This window comes from Candidatus Pelagibacter sp. uisw_138 (assembly GCF_059512485.2).
Map to the genome: position 1 here is coordinate 588,865 of NZ_CM183453.2, position 16,343 is coordinate 605,207.

The window sequence follows — 16,343 nt, forward strand, 5'->3', positions numbered from 1 at the left end:
GGCTTTATAGATACTAAAATATCACCTTATAAATACCTATTAAGAACAGTGGTATCTGTAATCCAAAGTTAGTTAATATAGCTTTATCTTTTGATATAAACCCAGCTATTGTCCAACCAATAACTCCAAGACCATGGAAGTAGATGTTAATAGGGTAGATATTTAAATTAGTTAATAATATTCCAGTTAATACTAAAGCAGTACTGATCCATTTAAGGTATTTTTTAATAAACATAGTCTCCTCTATATGTAAGTTTATGAGGATTTTATTACAATATAGAAGAGACTGAAATCTTTATTTAATTACTAAATAATATTAGCAATTAAAAGAAGCCGACATATTTCTGATTAAATCAAAATATAAATCTTTTCCTGGTTTTAGATTGGCACCTAGTGGATCCAAGACACCAGTTTTTACATTTGTATCTTTGGCAATAGATTTGATTATATCAGGATTAAATTGAGGCTCTGACAATATGCAACTCACATTATCATGTTCAATAACTTCATGAATTTCATGAATTTGTTCTGCACCAGGCATAACATCAGGATTAACAGTCATTGCTCCAAGTATATTTACATTAAATCTATTTTCATAATATTGATATGCATCATGAAATACTACGTAACTAAGGTCTGTATTAGTTTCAGTAATTACATCAATTATTAGTTTATCAATTTCAGATATAGCTTTAGCTAAATTAGATTTAAAAGTAGCTGCATTTTTTGAATCATATTCAATTAAATGTTCAGTTATCTCATTTAATATCACTTTTGCATTAATTGGATCTAACCAAATGTGTGGATCATATTCACCATGTCCATGATCATCGTGATCGTCATGCTCTTCTTTCTTAGCATCATGTCCGTGATCATCGTGCTCTTCTTTCTTAGCATCATGTCCGTGATCATCGTGCTCTTCTTTCTTAGCATCATGTCCGTGATCATCGTGTTCTTCTTTTTTAGCATCATCTCCGTGATCATCGTGACCTTCATGTTCTTCAAAAATATTTCTTTCTCTAAATTTTAATTTCTTAATGCCTTTAATTTCTAGTAATTCAATCTTTTCAGCTTTTTTAGCAATTGTAGCTAACGGTTTTTCTAAAAAATTTTCTAAGTCTTCTCCAATCCAAAATATGATATCTGCCTGTTCTAACATTTTAGCGTGAGAGGGCTTTAACTGAAAACTATGAGGTGAATTATAACCATCAACTATTAATCCTGGCGAACCTACACCATCCATTATATAACTAGCCAATGAGTGGATAGGTTTAATAGATGTTACAACTTTTAAGTCTGCTTTTACTAATGTTGAAAATGCTAATAGTCCAATTAACGTTGATATTAAATGTATTTTTTTCATAGTTTTAATTTGCTTTAAGTTAATGTTATAATATAACAAAGCGTAATAATATAACATATTTAATTAGTCAAGCCGTTTTTTAAAATAAAATGAATTTAGATAAAAAAGAAATATTAATAAAATTAGAAAACGTTGGAATTTTTAAAGATAATAAATGGTTAGTCCATGATGTATCTTTAGAAATTGAAAGAGGTAAAATTTTAACATTGATTGGACCAAACGGCTCTGGAAAAACCACTACAGCAAAAATTGCATTAGGAATTCACAAAAATATTGAAGGAAAAGTTACAAAAAATACAAATAAGATTGGTTATGTGCCCCAAAAAATATCAATCGATTGGACGTTGCCAATTAGAGTAATTGATTTTATGAGTTTAACTCAAACGCTTCAATTTGATGAAGTTGTAAGTGCTTTAAAATTAACAGAAGTAGAGCACCTTAAACATAATGATTTAAGAAGTCTCTCTGGTGGAGAATTCCAAAGAGTTTTAATGGCTAGAGCAATAGCAAAAAAACCTGATTTACTTGTGTTAGATGAACCTGTTCAAGGTGTAGATTTTACAGGAGAAATTGCCCTTTATGAATTAATTAAAAAAATTTCTGATGAACTTAATTGTGGAATATTATTAATTTCTCACGATCTAAATGTGGTTATGTCTAAAACTGATTATGTTGTTTGTTTAAATGGGCATGTTTGTTGCTCAGGTACACCAATGAATGTTGCAAACAATAAAAACTATAAAGAATTATTTGGAGACCAAGCTTCTACACTATTATCTGTATACGAGCATAAGCATGATCATACCCATTCTACTGATGGTAGTATTAAAGAAAAGAAACATTGATAATGCTAGATGATTTTTTTATAAGAGCTCTAATTGCTGGCATAGGCATTGCTTTAGTCGCTGGTCCTCTTGGATGTTTTGTTATTTGGAGAAGACTATCTTTTTTTGGTGATACTTTATCTCATTCAGCATTACTTGGCGTAACTCTAGCTTTATCTTTTGATATTAATATTGCTTTATCAGTTTTTTTTGTTTCTTCAGCTGTAGCGCTAGTTTTGTTAAAACTACAAAAGACTACCAATTTACCTGGTGATGCCTTATTAGGATTGCTGGCTCACTCATCTTTAGCTGTAGGTTTAGTGGTGATTAGCTTTTTATCATTTATTCGTTTTGATATAATGGGATTATTATTTGGTGATATTCTTGCTGTAGCTCCAAATGACATATTTATTATTTGGATTGGTGGAGTATTAATATTATTAGTTTTAAAGGTTATTTGGAAACCACTTTTTGCTTCAACAGTTAATTATGAATTAGCTGAAGCTGAGGGAATGAACCCAGCGAGAGTAAATGCAATTTTTACCATTCTAATGGCTGCTATAATTGCAATTTCTATTAAAATGGTTGGACTATTGTTAATTACAGGAATGTTAATTATTCCTGCTGCTATGGCACGTAATCTTTCTAATAATCCAATTCAAATGGTTGTTTATTCTGTAATAGGTGGATTGCTGTCAGTAATAGTGGGTTTATTTGCTTCATTAGAGTTAAACTCACCGTCAGGACCATCCATAATCACAGCTGCATTAGTTTTGTTTATCTTGTCATTAACAAAAATAAATAAATTCACTCGATTGAAAAACTAACGTGTAATTGTTAGAAGTACATATGAATCATAAAGAAGAATTTTTATCTAAAAATCAGCAAATTATTTTTGATTTTATAGAAAAAGCTAAAGAACCACTTAAGGCTTATTCCATTTTATTTAATGTTAAAAAAAAAGGAATTAAAGCACCGCTACAAGTTTATAGAGCACTAGATAAATTAGTAGAGATTGGAAAAATACATAAAGTAGAAAGTCGAAATGCTTTTATAGCATGTAAAAGTTCAAGTTGTGAAATTTCACAAGCAACGGCCTTTTCAATATGTAATAAGTGTGAAAATGTTTCTGAAATTAATAATCCAAAACTTTCAAAATATTTAACTAATTTTGAAGACGATACCGGAATGCAATATAATAAATATAATTTAGAGTTTTTTGGTTTATGCAAAAAATGTAAAACAAAATAAATGAATACAGTATCCTTAACATTAAATGAAATTTTAGAATTAGCTAAAAAAACATTACTAGCTAATGGATGTGATGAGGAAAATGCTAGTATCTTAGCAGATACTATTATGAGAGCTGAAAGAGATGGTTCTGTTTCTCATGGTTTGTTTAGATTGCCCGCTTATGTGGCTGGTTTAAAAAGTAAAAAAATTAATGGTAAAGCAAGACCTGAATTAGAAAATGTTGCTCCAAGTATTATTAAAGTATTAGGCAATAATGCTGTTGCCCCTATGGTTTTAAGTTTAGGATTACCAGCTGTTATTGATTTAGCTAAAAAAAATGGTGTCGCTGCTCTTGCTATAAAAAATTCACATCACATGGCAGCTCTTTGGCCTGAAACTGAAGCTATTGCAGAAGCAGGTCTTGTTGGTATCGCTTGTACATCTTACAAACCAGCCGTTGCACCAGCGGGTGCTACGAAACCTTTATATGGCACAAATCCAATTTCTTTTGCTTGGCCTAGACCTGGTAAAACTCCAGTTGTCTACGATATGGCAACTGCTTCAATGGCAATGGGTGAAGTTCAGATTGCAAAAAGAGAAGGGCACAAAGTTCCTCTTGGAACAGGTTTAACTAAAGAAGGTAAAGAAACAACCAATCCTGGAGAAATTGCTGATGGTGGAGTTATACTTCCTTTTGGTGGCTATAAAGGATCTAGCATAGCAATGATGGTTGAATTATTAGCTGGTGCATTAATTGGTGAAAATTTTAGTTTTGAAACTGCTGCTAAAGATAATAACGATGGCGGTCCTCCAAGTGGTGGTGAATTTATTATAGCAATCTCACCTGAGAAAATTTCTGGTAAAGGTTGGGATAAACATGCTGATGAGTTTTTTAGTAAAATGTCAGCTATGGAGGGTGTTAGACTTCCAGGTGAAAGAAGGCATAAAAATAGGCTAGATAAAGGACCAAGAAATATTAATGAAGAACTTGTTAATAAAATTAAATCTTTAAGTTAATTCAATTTCAATAGGTGTGTGATCTGAAGGTTTCTCTTTTCCTCTGGGGTCTTTATTAATATTAACATTCTTAACTATATTTAATAAAGAATTTGATACTAAGAAGTGATCAATTCTTAATCCATTATTTTTCTGCCAAGCACCTCTCATATAATCCCAATAAGTATAACCTTCAATTTCACCATGAATATGACGGTAAGCATCATGAAAACCTAGATTAATCATTTCTCTAAATTTTTTTCTTATCTCAAGTCTGTATAAAGCGTCATCTTCAAAACCTTTAATATTATAAGCATCTTCTGCTGAAGGAAGAATATTAAAATCACCTGCTAAAATAATATTTTCATTTTTCTTTGAAAGAGTTTTTAGTTGTTTAATCAAAGTATCTAACCAATCTTTTTTATAAGTATATTTATCAGTATCTACAGGATTACCATTTGGAGTGTAAATGTTAATCAGTTGAATATTTTTTTTCTTATGTTTTAATTCTGCTGAAATAATTCTAGATTGTTTCAATTTATCTTTAATCAAATCTATTCTAACATTTTCTAGTTTATGCTTAGAAATGATTGCAACTCCGTTATAACTTTTTTGTCCAAATACATGACTTTCATAATCTAATGCTGAAAAATCATCATATGGAAAAGTTTCATCTTGAGTTTTGATCTCTTGCATCATAACAACATCAGGAGAAAATTTTTGAAGGTATTCTTTAATATTTTCTATTCTTGCTCTAACAGAATTAACATTCCAAGATGTGATAATCATTATATGGAGAACGAAACACCACAACCGCAAGAAGATTTGCTTTGTGGGTTAGAGATCTTAAATTGATCACCGATTAGTTCCGAGACAAAGTCCACTTCTGAACCTTTTAATAAGTCTGCTGAAGTTTTATCAATGAGAATATTTTCATGTTTTAAGTCGTCTGCTTCTAATTTTTTGTCAAAAGTAAACTCATATTGAAAACCTGAGCAACCACCACCTTTAATAGCGATTCTAAAAAATGACCCTGGATCTTTTTGAGACAACAAATTATTAATCTGTTTTATAGCTTTATCTGTAAATTTAATTTCTTTAATCATATAACAACACTGATATTACTAATATAATATCAATTTATTAAATTTAAAGTATGAATAATTACTCAAATTTAGCTCTATCTAAAAGTAAAGGTCGTATTTTTAAAGAAGCCAATTCACTTTATAGAACACCATTTCAAAGAGATAGAGATAGGATTATTCATAGCGCCTCATTCAGAAGACTAAAGCATAAAACACAAGTTTTTGTTAATACAGAAGGGGATCATTTTAGAACTAGAATTACTCATTCAATTGAAGTTGCGCAAATTGCAAGATCAATAGCTAAGCATTTAGGTTTAAACGATGATCTGGCTGAAACTTTAAGTTTGGCTCATGACTTGGGACACACACCGTTTGGACATGCTGGAGAAGATGCTCTTAATGAATGCATGGTTAATTTTGGAGGCTTCGATCACAACCTTCAAACTTTAAGAATAATTATGTTTCTTGAGCATAAATACCTTAAATTTAAAGGCCTAAACTTAACATTAGAAACTTTAGATGGATTATTAAAGCACAATGGCCCAATTAATGATCTTTCTACAGTTAATAGGCTGATTGGATTGAAAAGTTTTAAAAATAAAATAAAATTTACTAACTCTGGATCATTGGAAGCTCAAATATCAGCAATCTCTGATGACATTGCCTATAATAATCATGACATACAAGATGGAATCAGAGCTAAAATGTTTAATTTAAACGACTTGATTGAAATTAATTTTTTTAAAGATATTTATAAATCTCACAAAAAAAATATTAAAAATAATAATAAAGATATTTTGATATATCAAATAATAAGAGATTCAATTGATTTAATGGTTAGAGATTTGATTAAAAATACTAAAAATAATTTAAAAACTAATAAGATCAAATCTTTAAATGATGTTTATAAATTAGATAATCCTATAGTATGTTTTTCTAGTAAATTTCTAAAAATTGAAAAAGAAGTTAGGTTTTTTCTAAGAAGTAAAATGTACAACAATAAGAAAGTATTATTAAAAAATAATCATGGAAAAAAAATTGTTAATAAACTTTTTTATAAAATTAAGAATAAGCCCAAAAAATTCTTAAATGCTGACCAATTAAAAAATGACCCCAATAGAGCAATTGCTGATTTTATTTCAGGTATGACAGATAGATATGCAATTAATTTAAACAAAAGTATTTAATGAACATTTTTGATCTCTACTTAGATAAAATAATAATTTTGATTAAAAAACTAAATAAAGATGGCTCTTTAGAAGTACCTGAATCTTTAAAAGGAATTAATGTAGATATACCACCATCAAATTTTGACTGCGATATATCAACTAATGTAGCCATGGTACTCTCTAAAGCCAATAAAAAATCTCCAATCGATATTGCAAATACCCTAATTGATTTTATTAAAAATGAAGATGAAAAAATTGAAACTATTTCTGTAGCAAAACCTGGATTTATTAATATTAAATTTAAAACAATATATTGGAACAATTTTATTAAAAATGTTAACCAAAATTACAAAGATTTTGGTATTAATATTAAAGAAAAAAAACAGAAATATCTTGTAGAATTTGTTTCAGCTAATCCGACAGGTCCTCTTCATGTAGGACATTGTAGAGGTGCAATATTAGGGGATGTAATTTCAAATATATTAATTTTTAACAAGCATGATGTTTCTAAGGAATATTATGTAAACGATTATGGCAATCAGATCATAAATTTTACAAAGTCTGTTTTTTTTAGAATTAGAGAAATACTTTTTAATGAAAAATTTCCCATTGAAAACTCAGATTTATATCCTGGTGATTATTTAGTTGATATTGCTAAGAATATTATAGAATCTAACAAAGTTTTAAAATTTGATAAATTTGAGGATGTTTCAAAAGAACTAACTTTATTATCGGTCTCTGAATCTTTAAAATTAATTAAAAACAATTTATCAAACCTTGGAATAGTGCACGATAAATTTATCAGTGAAACTGATATTGTCCTAAATAATGAAGTTCAAAAAGCAATTGACAAATTAAAGGATAAAAAACTAGTTTATAGTGGAAAAATTAAGGCCCCTAAAGGCGAGGATGATCAAAACTGGGTTGAAAGAGAGCAACTTTTATTTAAGTCAACAGATTTTGGTGACGATAAAGATAGAGCACTTCAAAAATCTGATAAATCGTGGACTTACTTTGCTAGTGATGTGGCTTATCACGATAATAAATTAAATAGAAATTATGATACACTTATTAATATATTAGGAGCAGATCACGCTGGTTATATAAAAAGGATAACTTCTGTCGTTGAAGCGTTATCTGGAGATAAAAAAAAATTAATTTGTAAGGTAAGCCAACTTGTTAAACTAATTAAAGATGGAAAACCTTTCAAAATGTCGAAAAGAAAAGGCGACTATATAACTGTTGAAGACTTGATTGCTGAAGTTGGTAGGGATGCTACTAGATTTATTATGCTTAATAGAAGTAGCGATGTAGAGTTGGATTTTGACTTTACAAAAGTTAAAGAAAAATCAAAAGATAACCCTCTTTACTATGTCCAATATTGTTATGCTAGAATATCATCTGTTTTTAAACACGTAGATCTTAATATAGAAAATAATTTGAATATAAATGATTACGAGTTTGATTATACTGGAGATGAAATAAAGATATTAAAAAAAATAGCTGAATGGCCCAAGTGTATTGAAGCTGCAAGTTTAAGACTTGAACCTCACAGAATACCAGTTTATCTTTATGAGCTATCATCAGAATTCCATTCTTATTGGAATATGGGTAAAGATGATCCATCAAAAAGATTTATTAACGAACAAAAGAAAATATCAAATGATAAGTTAGTTCTTTTAAAAGTTATATCTAATGTTATCAAATCTGGAATGGATATTGTTGGAGTGGATACTCCGCAAAAAATGTAATGTTAAAAGAACTTAAATATCTTTTATTTTTAATTGTTATAGTTTTATTTTTTTTTATATCTTTCAAATACTACTTTTCAAATGAAAATAAAAAAAATTCATATAGATCTTTAAAAAATATTGAAGATAAAACTGAAAATTATTCTCGTAATCTTATTTTACTTAATAGTGATACTGTTAATATCGTAGAATATGTTGAAAAAAGCATAGATAAAAACAAAAAGAATTACAATTTTTGGAAATTAATAAATAATGATGGATGATCGTAAAAGTTTTATAGTTGGTTTAAAATCAACTAAATTATTGATTAAAGAAAAAAAATTTCTAATTAAACATAAGCCCTGGGGAATAATACTTTTTTCACGTAATATCAAAAATATTGCACAAGTTAAAAAATTAACAGATGAAATTAGAAAAATATTTAATGATAAGAAATACCCTATTTTAATTGATCAAGAGGGTGGGAGAGTAAATAGATTAAGTAAATTTTTTAAAGCAGATAAGTTTACAGGAGAATTTTTTGGCAATCTTTATCTTAAAGATAAAAAAGAATTTTATACTGAATATAAAAAGTTTATAAATAAAACTGTCTTATTATTAAATACTATAGGCATAAATATTAATACTTTACCCGTTCTTGACGTAAGATCAAAAGGGTCTAGCTCAATAATTGGTGACAGAGCATTTTCAAGTAATGCAAAGATTGTTTCACAAATTGGAGATATTTGTATTAAAGAATTTCATAATAATAAAATTGCCACTGTAATAAAACATATACCTGGTCACGGTTTGGCAAAAGTGGATAGTCATAAAAAAACTCCTACAATCAATAAAGAATTAAGGCATCTAAATAATAATGATTTTATGGCATTCAAAAATAAAAACAGTCTGTTTGCAATGACAGCGCATCTTATTTATAAAAATATCGATAAAGCAAATACAGCAACACATTCGAAGAAAATTATAAAATTAATAAGAAATCAAATTAAATTTAAAAATATTTTGATGTCTGATGATATATCAATGAAGAGTTTAAAAGGCTCTACAGCAATTAATACAAAAAGATCCTTTAGCGCTGGTTGCGATCTAGTTCTTCATTGTAATGGAAATTTAAAAGAAATGAATGATGTGGCTCTGTATTCACCATTTATAAGTAAGTTTATTATCAAAAAAACATCACAATTTTATAAGATTATAAGTTAATATTTACTATGTCTGATACCGATTCTAAAAATTTTAATGTAGATCTTGATAATTATAACGGCCCGCTTGATGTTTTATTGGATTTGGCAAAAGCTCAAAAGGTTAATCTTGAAGATATTTCAATAACATTGCTGGCTGATCAATTTCATAATTATATTACTAACGAAAAAAATCTTAATCTAGAGTCTGCATCAGAATATTTATTGATGGCTACCTGGTTAACTTATCTTAAATCAAAACTTTTGTTGCCAGGAAATCCAGAAGAAGAATTTAAAGTTTTAGAAGTTGCTGAAAAATTAAAATTACAATTAAAAAAATTAGAGTTGATTAGATTACTTTCTGACCAAATGTTAAAAAGAAAAAGACTTGGAAGAGAAATAAGAGTTAGAGGAATTAAAGGAAATATACGATCTATATATAGTACTGAATATAAACTAAATCTTTACGAACTTTTAAAATCTTATTCCTCAATTATTATGACCAAAGATTTTCAAAGGATGAATATTCCTAAACTTCCAGTTTTTACCACTGAAGATGGCATCAAAAGAATAAAAGAATTCTTTGGTAAGTTAATTGATTGGAGAAATATTAATGAATTAATACCATCTTCATTTAAAAATGGTTCAAAATATAAAACATCAGGTAAAGCAGGAATTTTTGCTGGTTCCTTAGAGCTGGTTAAAGAGGGCAATCTAACTATAAAGCAAGAAAACTTATTTGATGATATTTATATTAAAGAACTAAAATGACAAAAATAAAAAAAGAAACAAATAACAATATAGTTACTTTTCCTTCAAAAATGAATGATGGTGAAAGAGAAGTTGAGGCAATAATTTTTGCTGCTGCTGAACCATTAGATATTGATACCATTGAGTCTAAAATTTCAAAAAAAATTGATGTTTTAAAATCATTAGAGAAACTTCAAAAAGAATACTCATCAAGAGGAATTAATTTAGTTTGTATTTCTAAGAGATGGTCTTTTAGAACCTCTGAAAATTTATCAAACCTTATGTCTCAAGAAAAAACTGTAGAAAAAAAACTATCTCGAGCTGCAGTTGAAACATTAGCTATAATTGTTTATCACCAACCTGTTACTAGAGCTGAAATAGAAGAAATTAGAGGTGTTGCTTTTGGAACGAATACACTTGAAATTTTAATGGAACTTAATTGGGTAAAACCACAGGGCCGTAAAGATGTACCTGGTAAACCAATTCAGTATGGAACTACTGATGATTTCTTAAGTCATTTTAGTCTTCAGAAGTTATCAGATTTACCTACGGTTGATGAATTAGGATCTGCAGGTCTGATTGATAGTACAAATATAGATAATGCAATATTTGGTACTGGTAAATTTTACAAAGAGAAACAAGTAGAGAAAAAAGAAGATATTTATGAAAATATCGATGAGATGCTGGGTGGAACACTTAGTCCAGAAGAAGAAAAGTAAAATGTTACTTTAAAATTAAATTTAAAAGAGGTATAAAATATTATGAGCATTGGAATTTGGCAAATAGCAATTGTAGTAATCTTAGTTGTCCTTTTATTTGGTAGAGGTAAAATTTCTAGTTTAATGGGCGATGTAGCCAAAGGTATAAAAAGTTTTAAAAAAGGTATGGCTACAGATATTACTGATGAGTCTGAACCTGAGCCTAAAAATGTTTCAGAAAATAATCAAGACAGCAAAGACAAAGAATAAATTAAATGCCCACTATTGGCTGGTTTGAGATTTTAATAGTAGTAGCTGTTGCAATCATTGTTATTGGACCAAAAGATTTTCCACATATGTTAAAAAAAGTTGGCTCATGGATTGGAACCACAAAAAGATATATTAGCAATATACAAAATGAGGTAGCTGACCTTGATATTAATTCTAATGAAATAGAAAAACCTATAGAAGAAAAAAAAGATAATGACAAAATCTGAAAATGAAGGTGGCTTTGTAAGTCATTTAACTGAACTCAGAAAAAGATTAATTCATTCTTTTATTTTTTTGTTTATCTTTTTTATTGGATGTTATTTTTTTTCAGAACATCTCTATGGTTTTTTAGTTGAGCCTTTTGCTAAAGCAGTAAATGAAAGTGGAACTGATAGAAGATTAATTTTTACAGCTTTACAGGAAACATTTTTAACATACTTAAAAGTTTCCTTTTTTGCAGCATTCTTTGTTACTTGTCCCTATATACTGGTACAAATATGGAAATTTATTGCACCAGGGCTCTATAAGCATGAAAAAATTGCAATCGTTCCTTATCTAGTTTTAACGCCTATATTATTTTTTCTAGGAGGAATGCTTGTTTATTATTTAATAATGCCACTGGCTATAAAGTTTTTTCTCTCTTTCGAAAGCACAGGGGCTTCAACAGGCTTACCCATCCAATTGGAAGCAAAAGTTAGTGAATATCTTTCACTTGTGATGAAATTAATTTTTGCATTTGGTATAAGTTTTCAGCTACCAGTTGTTCTTAGTTTGTTAGCTAGAGTTGGCATAGTTAATGCTAAATTTCTTAGAGAAAAAAGAAAATATGTTGTTGTAATGATTTTTGCAGCAGCCGCACTATTAACACCGCCTGATCCTATAACTCAAATTGGACTAGCCATACCATTATTGATTTTATATGAATTATCTATATTTTCTGTAAACATTATTGATAAGAAAAATAAAAAAAATGCATAATACAAAAGAAATTAGAAATGATATTGAAGCCTTTAAAAAAGCTTTGAATAAAAGATTCCTAGATATAGATGTCGATAAGATTTTATCATTGGATGAGAGCAATAGAGAGTATATCCAACAAAGAGAATTGCTTGAAAAAGAAAAAAAAGATATTTCTAAGTCTAAAGATCAGTCACTTTTTGAAAAATCTAAAAAAATTTCATCTGAAATAGATAATATTAGTAAATTACAAACTAATGTTAAAAATGAATTAGAAACTATTTTATCATCAATACCAAATATACCTCATTCTGACGTTCCTACAGGTAAGGATGAAAACTCAAATATAGAAATTTCTAAATCAGGAACAATACATAATTTTACATTTAAGCCTAAATCTCATTATGAATTAGGTGAAAACTTAAAAATGCTTGATTTTGATCTAGCAACAAAAACTACTGGCTCTAGGTTTGTTTTTGTAAAAGATAAATTGGCCTTGTTAGAAAGAGCTTTATCAAATTTTATGCTTGATACACATGTCAATACTAATGGTTATGAAGAGATATCACCGCCACTAATTGTAACAGATGCTACTATGTACGGTACAGGACAATTACCTAAATTTGATAATGATCAGTTTGAACTTAAATTAGATGATTCTACTGACAGAAAGTTTTTAATTCCAACTGCTGAAGTTATTTTAACCAATATTGTAAAAGATCAAATTATTGATAAAAAAAAACTTCCAATGAGAATGGTTGCTTCAACTCCATGTTTTAGAAAAGAAGCAGGTAGTTATGGTAAAGATACAAAAGGCATGATTAGACAGCACCAATTTTACAAAGTTGAAATGGTGAGTATTGTTGAGGCTGATAAGTGTTTACCAGAACTCGATAGAATGACTGATTGTGCAACTAAAATTTTAGATTTACTAAAACTTCCATATAGAAAAATAGTTTTGTGTACTGGTGATATGGGGTTTAGTGCTGAAAAAACTTTTGATATTGAGGTGTGGCTTCCATCTGAGGATAAATATAGAGAAATCTCAAGCTGTTCTTCATGTGGATCGTTTCAAGCAAGAAGAATGAAAGCTAGATATAAAAACGAAAAAAATGAAACTGTCCTTGTTGGAACCTTAAATGGGAGTGGTTTAGCAGTTGGTAGAACATTAGTTGCTATATTAGAAAATTATCAACAAGAAGATGGGTCTATTATTGTACCTGAAGTTTTAAGGCCTTACATGAATAATATTGAAAAAATCAATAAGATTTAAAGTTGTTTTAATTTAATAGATGTTGTAAGTATTCACTTTAATCAAGGAGAAAAATGGATTCAGGAATAGGACAATTTATACCACTAATTTTAATTTTTGTTATTTTTTACTTTTTTTTAATAAGACCTCAACAAAAGAAAGTTAAAGAGCATAAAGCCATGGTAGAAAACTTATCAAGAGGAGACAAGGTTGTAACATCTGCTGGTATTATTGGGACAGTTGAAAGAATTATTGATAATGAAAAAGTTGAAGTGCAAATTGCTGACAACGTTAAAGTTGAAATTATCAAATCTACAGGCATCCAAGGATTACTTAACTCCCCTGAAGTAAAAAAATAACATTTAACTAAAGTGTTATACTTTTCTAAATTAAGAATTACCTTAGTTTCATTAGTATCTATTTTTTTTATTTTTATCGCTGCATCAAATTTTCAGAACTCTGAAGATAGCTTTATTTCAAAAAAGATAAATTTAGGTTTAGATTTACAGGGTGGTTCATATCTTTTACTTGAGATTGATAACGGTCCAGTTGAAATTCAAAAATTACAAAATACAACAACTGTTATTAGAAATTTTTTAAAAGATAAGAAAATAACTTTTAATGATCTGAGGATAGAAAATAAAAAAATAATATTTAATGTTTCTAATGATAATGCTCAATTAGTTGAATCTTTTTTTCTTGATAAGGAAAGCGATATTAACCCATATTATTTTCAATATAAATCACATCAGTTTGATGTAAATATTCAAGATAATGAATTTACTTTAACTCTTTCAAAGTATGGACTTATTGAAATTAAAACATCTTCACAAGATCAAGCTATAGAAATAGTTAGAAGAAGAGTTGACGAGGTTGGTACTAATGAACCCAATATATTAAAAAGAGGTAATAATAGAATTTTAGTCGAGCTTCCTGGTCTTGATGATCCCATGCGTATAAAGTCACTTTTAGGAAAAACTGCAAATTTGACATTTAGATTTGTTTCTCAAAATAGTAATGATACTTTTGGAACTGAAATACTTCAGTTTGAAGATGGAACTAGCGAAGCAATGGTTAGTAAAAGGATAATCTTAAATGGTGAGAATTTACTGGATGCTCAACCACAAATGAACAATCAAACAAACGAAACAGTAGTATCATTTACTCTTGATAGAGTGGGGGCTAAAAGATTTGGTAAAGCAACTAGTACCGGTGTTGGCAAGCAATTAGCTATCGTTCTAGATGGTAAAATTGTTAGTGCTCCAGTAATTAGAGATACCATAGCAAGTGGAAATGGCCAGATCAGTGGAAATTTTACGTTCCAATCTGCAACAGACTTAGCTCTACTATTAAGATCAGGAGCATTACCAGCTCCACTTAATATAATTGAAGAAAGAACAGTAGGACCTGACCTTGGTCAAGACTCAATTAATGCTGGGGTTATTGCTCTTATGATTGGTTTTTTATTAGTTATAATTTTTATGTTTTTTAAATACAAAATATTTGGTCTAATTGCTAATATAACACTACTAATTAACTTATTTTTTTTAGTTGGTATTTTAACTTTATTTGAAGCAACATTAACACTTCCTGGAATAGCTGGTATTATTTTAACAGTTGGTATGGCAGTTGACGCTAATGTATTAATTTTTGAAAGAATTAAAGAAGAATGCAAGAAAGAAAAAAATAATATAATAGCTTTTGATACAGGTTATGTGAAATCAAAAACTGCAATTATAGATGCTAATATAACTACATTAATTGCAGCTGTAATTTTATTCTTTATGGGCTCCGGACCTGTTAAAGGCTTCTCTGTGACCTTAGCTGTAGGAATTTTTACTACACTGTTTTCAGTTTATTTTATTGCAAGAATGCTTACTGGTCTTTACGTGGTAAGAAATAAAGAAAAAACTAACCTAATATAAATGATTAATTTTAATAAATTTTATAAACTATTTAATCTTATCTCTTTAACTCTAGTTGTGGCATCTGTTCTATTGTTATTTTTTAAAGGACTTAATTTTGGTGTAGATTTTAAAGGTGGAACCTTAATAGAACTAAGGTCTAATGATAAAAATATTAATGTCACTTCTCTAAGACAATCTTTTAATAAAATGAATTTAGGAGATTTTAATGTTAAAAAATTTGGTAATGAAAATGATTTTTTAATTAAGATAGAGAAAAAAGACACAAGTGCAAACGCTATAGAGGTTATTAAAAAAGATTTAACATCTTCTTTGGGGGGCTCTTTTAATTTCAGAAGAGTTGAAAATGTAGGCCCAAAAGTTAGCTCTGAATTATTAAAGTCTGGTATTATTGCAATAGCACTATCTCTAGCTGCAATGTTATTTTACATATGGATAAGATTCGAATGGCAATTTAGTTTAGGTGCTATTTTAGCCTTATTCCATGATGTCATTATAACACTAGGTCTTTTCTCGCTATTCAGTCTAGAAATAAATTTATCAATAGTTGCCGCCGTTTTAACTATAGTTGGTTATTCAATGAACGATACTGTTGTTATTTATGACAGAGTTAGGGAAAATTTAAGAAAATTTTCTGATATCAAGATTTATGAACTTACAAATATCTCAATCAATGAAACTCTTTCCAGAACTATAATTACGTCAGCCACAACATTGCTTGCTTTAGTTTCAATTTATTTATTTGGTGGAGAAATATTAAAAGGTTTTTCTTTAGCCATGATAATGGGTGTTATATTTGGAACCTATTCTTCAATTTATATAGCTAATCCTATACTTGTAAAACTTAGAGTTTCACAAAAAACAATCCTAAAAGAAGATACAGAGTAGA

At 28.6% G+C, this 16,343-nt stretch carries 21 protein-coding genes; 17 read left to right on the forward strand and 4 right to left on the reverse strand.

All coding sequences use genetic code 11. The annotated features are described in order from the left end of the window. Window positions 1-13: 13 nt before the first annotated feature. The gene (locus AC5YGC_RS03065) at window positions 14-235 is read right to left on the reverse strand and encodes a DUF6552 family protein (protein WP_271482642.1); all 222 of its coding nucleotides are present in this window, start codon (window positions 233-235) and stop codon (window positions 14-16) included. An 81-nt stretch (window positions 236-316) separates the two neighbouring features. Next, window positions 317-1,363, reverse strand: a complete 1,047-nt coding sequence (locus tag AC5YGC_RS03070; protein ID WP_496140179.1) for a metal ABC transporter solute-binding protein, Zn/Mn family — start codon at window positions 1,361-1,363, stop codon at window positions 317-319. Between the two features lie 89 nt (window positions 1,364-1,452). On the opposite strand from AC5YGC_RS03070, the gene AC5YGC_RS03075 reads away from it, so the two are divergent. Genes AC5YGC_RS03075 through AC5YGC_RS03090 form a run of 4 tightly spaced genes read left to right on the forward strand, consistent with a single transcriptional unit; the run spans window position 1,453 to window position 4,437 of the window. Next, the gene (locus tag AC5YGC_RS03075) at window positions 1,453-2,208 is read left to right on the forward strand and encodes an ATP-binding cassette domain-containing protein (protein ID WP_496140180.1); all 756 of its coding nucleotides are present in this window, start codon (window positions 1,453-1,455) and stop codon (window positions 2,206-2,208) included. Window positions 2,209-2,210: 2 nt separating this feature from the next. Beyond that, on the forward strand, window positions 2,211-3,014 hold the full coding sequence (locus tag AC5YGC_RS03080; protein WP_496140181.1) for a metal ABC transporter permease: 804 nt from the start codon (window positions 2,211-2,213) through the stop codon (window positions 3,012-3,014). A 22-nt stretch (window positions 3,015-3,036) separates the two neighbouring features. Beyond that, the gene (locus AC5YGC_RS03085) at window positions 3,037-3,438 is read left to right on the forward strand and encodes a transcriptional repressor (RefSeq protein WP_496140182.1); all 402 of its coding nucleotides are present in this window, start codon (window positions 3,037-3,039) and stop codon (window positions 3,436-3,438) included. Further along, window positions 3,439-4,437 (forward strand): Ldh family oxidoreductase, encoded by a 999-nt coding sequence (locus AC5YGC_RS03090; RefSeq protein WP_496140183.1) that lies wholly within the window; start codon window positions 3,439-3,441, stop codon window positions 4,435-4,437. It begins immediately after the preceding gene. Here AC5YGC_RS03090 and xth read toward each other — a convergent pair. Together xth and AC5YGC_RS03100 are read right to left on the reverse strand one after the other, a co-directional pair. Next, entirely contained in the window at window positions 4,429-5,205 is a 777-nt protein-coding gene (gene xth, locus AC5YGC_RS03095; RefSeq protein ID WP_415324146.1) for an exodeoxyribonuclease III, read from the reverse strand. The genes AC5YGC_RS03090 and xth overlap by 9 nt on opposite strands. Continuing rightward, window positions 5,205-5,522, reverse strand: coding sequence for a HesB/IscA family protein (locus AC5YGC_RS03100; RefSeq protein ID WP_168606297.1), 318 nt, complete (start codon window positions 5,520-5,522; stop codon window positions 5,205-5,207). The genes xth and AC5YGC_RS03100 overlap by 1 nt, the downstream gene beginning before the upstream one ends. A gap of 50 nt (window positions 5,523-5,572) precedes the next feature. On the opposite strand from AC5YGC_RS03100, the gene AC5YGC_RS03105 reads away from it, so the two are divergent. The 13 genes from AC5YGC_RS03105 to secF are packed head-to-tail and all read left to right on the forward strand — an operon-like array spanning window position 5,573 to window position 16,342. After that, window positions 5,573-6,688: a deoxyguanosinetriphosphate triphosphohydrolase gene (locus AC5YGC_RS03105; RefSeq protein WP_496140184.1), complete on the forward strand. Its 1,116-nt coding sequence runs from the start codon at window positions 5,573-5,575 to the stop codon at window positions 6,686-6,688. Next, complete coding sequence (gene argS, locus AC5YGC_RS03110) at window positions 6,688-8,421, forward strand: arginine--tRNA ligase (RefSeq protein WP_496140185.1); 1,734 nt, start codon at window positions 6,688-6,690, stop codon at window positions 8,419-8,421. Before AC5YGC_RS03105 ends, argS begins: the two co-directional genes overlap by 1 nt. Then, window positions 8,421-8,684, forward strand: coding sequence for a hypothetical protein (locus AC5YGC_RS03115; protein ID WP_496140186.1), 264 nt, complete (start codon window positions 8,421-8,423; stop codon window positions 8,682-8,684). The genes argS and AC5YGC_RS03115 overlap by 1 nt, the downstream gene beginning before the upstream one ends. Continuing rightward, window positions 8,677-9,624, forward strand: a complete 948-nt coding sequence (locus AC5YGC_RS03120) for a glycoside hydrolase family 3 N-terminal domain-containing protein (RefSeq protein WP_496140187.1) — start codon at window positions 8,677-8,679, stop codon at window positions 9,622-9,624. The genes AC5YGC_RS03115 and AC5YGC_RS03120 overlap by 8 nt, the downstream gene beginning before the upstream one ends. An 8-nt stretch (window positions 9,625-9,632) precedes the next feature. Further along, on the forward strand, window positions 9,633-10,373 hold the full coding sequence (locus AC5YGC_RS03125) for a segregation/condensation protein A (protein ID WP_496140188.1): 741 nt from the start codon (window positions 9,633-9,635) through the stop codon (window positions 10,371-10,373). Next, window positions 10,370-11,071, forward strand: a complete 702-nt coding sequence (gene scpB / locus AC5YGC_RS03130; RefSeq protein WP_415279077.1) for an SMC-Scp complex subunit ScpB — start codon at window positions 10,370-10,372, stop codon at window positions 11,069-11,071. The genes AC5YGC_RS03125 and scpB overlap by 4 nt, the downstream gene beginning before the upstream one ends. A gap of 42 nt (window positions 11,072-11,113) precedes the next feature. Continuing rightward, window positions 11,114-11,320, forward strand: a complete 207-nt coding sequence (gene tatA, locus AC5YGC_RS03135) for a twin-arginine translocase TatA/TatE family subunit (protein ID WP_271505205.1) — start codon at window positions 11,114-11,116, stop codon at window positions 11,318-11,320. A 5-nt stretch (window positions 11,321-11,325) separates the two neighbouring features. Then, window positions 11,326-11,547 carry a Sec-independent protein translocase protein TatB gene (gene tatB / locus AC5YGC_RS03140; RefSeq protein WP_415272397.1) on the forward strand — a complete coding sequence of 74 codons (222 nt, stop codon included), beginning with the start codon at window positions 11,326-11,328 and terminating at the stop codon, window positions 11,545-11,547. Next, window positions 11,534-12,298: a twin-arginine translocase subunit TatC gene (gene tatC, locus AC5YGC_RS03145; RefSeq protein WP_415276262.1), complete on the forward strand. Its 765-nt coding sequence runs from the start codon at window positions 11,534-11,536 to the stop codon at window positions 12,296-12,298. The genes tatB and tatC overlap by 14 nt, the downstream gene beginning before the upstream one ends. Beyond that, window positions 12,291-13,550, forward strand: a complete 1,260-nt coding sequence (gene serS / locus AC5YGC_RS03150; RefSeq protein WP_496140190.1) for a serine--tRNA ligase — start codon at window positions 12,291-12,293, stop codon at window positions 13,548-13,550. Before tatC ends, serS begins: the two co-directional genes overlap by 8 nt. A gap of 53 nt (window positions 13,551-13,603) precedes the next feature. Then, window positions 13,604-13,888, forward strand: a complete 285-nt coding sequence (gene yajC / locus AC5YGC_RS03155) for a preprotein translocase subunit YajC (protein WP_168606286.1) — start codon at window positions 13,604-13,606, stop codon at window positions 13,886-13,888. Between the two features lie 12 nt (window positions 13,889-13,900). Continuing rightward, window positions 13,901-15,454 carry a protein translocase subunit SecD gene (gene secD, locus AC5YGC_RS03160; protein ID WP_496140191.1) on the forward strand — a complete coding sequence of 518 codons (1,554 nt, stop codon included), beginning with the start codon at window positions 13,901-13,903 and terminating at the stop codon, window positions 15,452-15,454. Then, a complete protein-coding gene (gene secF / locus AC5YGC_RS03165) occupies window positions 15,455-16,342 on the forward strand; it encodes a protein translocase subunit SecF (RefSeq protein WP_496140192.1) in 888 nt (295 codons plus the stop codon). Window position 16,343: the final 1 nt, after the last annotated feature.

Coding starts and splice junctions, on each gene's coding strand:
- AC5YGC_RS03065 (WP_271482642.1), bottom strand. CDS start 235: ATGTTTATTAAAAAATACCTTAAATGGATCAGTACTGCTTTAGTATTA.
- AC5YGC_RS03070 (WP_496140179.1), bottom strand. CDS start 1,363: ATGAAAAAAATACATTTAATATCAACGTTAATTGGACTATTAGCATTT.
- AC5YGC_RS03075 (WP_496140180.1), top strand. CDS start 1,453: ATGAATTTAGATAAAAAAGAAATATTAATAAAATTAGAAAACGTTGGA.
- AC5YGC_RS03080 (WP_496140181.1), top strand. CDS start 2,211: ATGCTAGATGATTTTTTTATAAGAGCTCTAATTGCTGGCATAGGCATT.
- AC5YGC_RS03085 (WP_496140182.1), top strand. CDS start 3,037: ATGAATCATAAAGAAGAATTTTTATCTAAAAATCAGCAAATTATTTTT.
- AC5YGC_RS03090 (WP_496140183.1), top strand. CDS start 3,439: ATGAATACAGTATCCTTAACATTAAATGAAATTTTAGAATTAGCTAAA.
- xth (WP_415324146.1), bottom strand. CDS start 5,205: ATGATTATCACATCTTGGAATGTTAATTCTGTTAGAGCAAGAATAGAA.
- AC5YGC_RS03100 (WP_168606297.1), bottom strand. CDS start 5,522: ATGATTAAAGAAATTAAATTTACAGATAAAGCTATAAAACAGATTAAT.
- AC5YGC_RS03105 (WP_496140184.1), top strand. CDS start 5,573: ATGAATAATTACTCAAATTTAGCTCTATCTAAAAGTAAAGGTCGTATT.
- argS (WP_496140185.1), top strand. CDS start 6,688: ATGAACATTTTTGATCTCTACTTAGATAAAATAATAATTTTGATTAAA.
- AC5YGC_RS03115 (WP_496140186.1), top strand. CDS start 8,421: ATGTTAAAAGAACTTAAATATCTTTTATTTTTAATTGTTATAGTTTTA.
- AC5YGC_RS03120 (WP_496140187.1), top strand. CDS start 8,677: ATGGATGATCGTAAAAGTTTTATAGTTGGTTTAAAATCAACTAAATTA.
- AC5YGC_RS03125 (WP_496140188.1), top strand. CDS start 9,633: ATGTCTGATACCGATTCTAAAAATTTTAATGTAGATCTTGATAATTAT.
- scpB (WP_415279077.1), top strand. CDS start 10,370: ATGACAAAAATAAAAAAAGAAACAAATAACAATATAGTTACTTTTCCT.
- tatA (WP_271505205.1), top strand. CDS start 11,114: ATGAGCATTGGAATTTGGCAAATAGCAATTGTAGTAATCTTAGTTGTC.
- tatB (WP_415272397.1), top strand. CDS start 11,326: ATGCCCACTATTGGCTGGTTTGAGATTTTAATAGTAGTAGCTGTTGCA.
- tatC (WP_415276262.1), top strand. CDS start 11,534: ATGACAAAATCTGAAAATGAAGGTGGCTTTGTAAGTCATTTAACTGAA.
- serS (WP_496140190.1), top strand. CDS start 12,291: ATGCATAATACAAAAGAAATTAGAAATGATATTGAAGCCTTTAAAAAA.
- yajC (WP_168606286.1), top strand. CDS start 13,604: ATGGATTCAGGAATAGGACAATTTATACCACTAATTTTAATTTTTGTT.
- secF (WP_496140192.1), top strand. CDS start 15,455: ATGATTAATTTTAATAAATTTTATAAACTATTTAATCTTATCTCTTTA.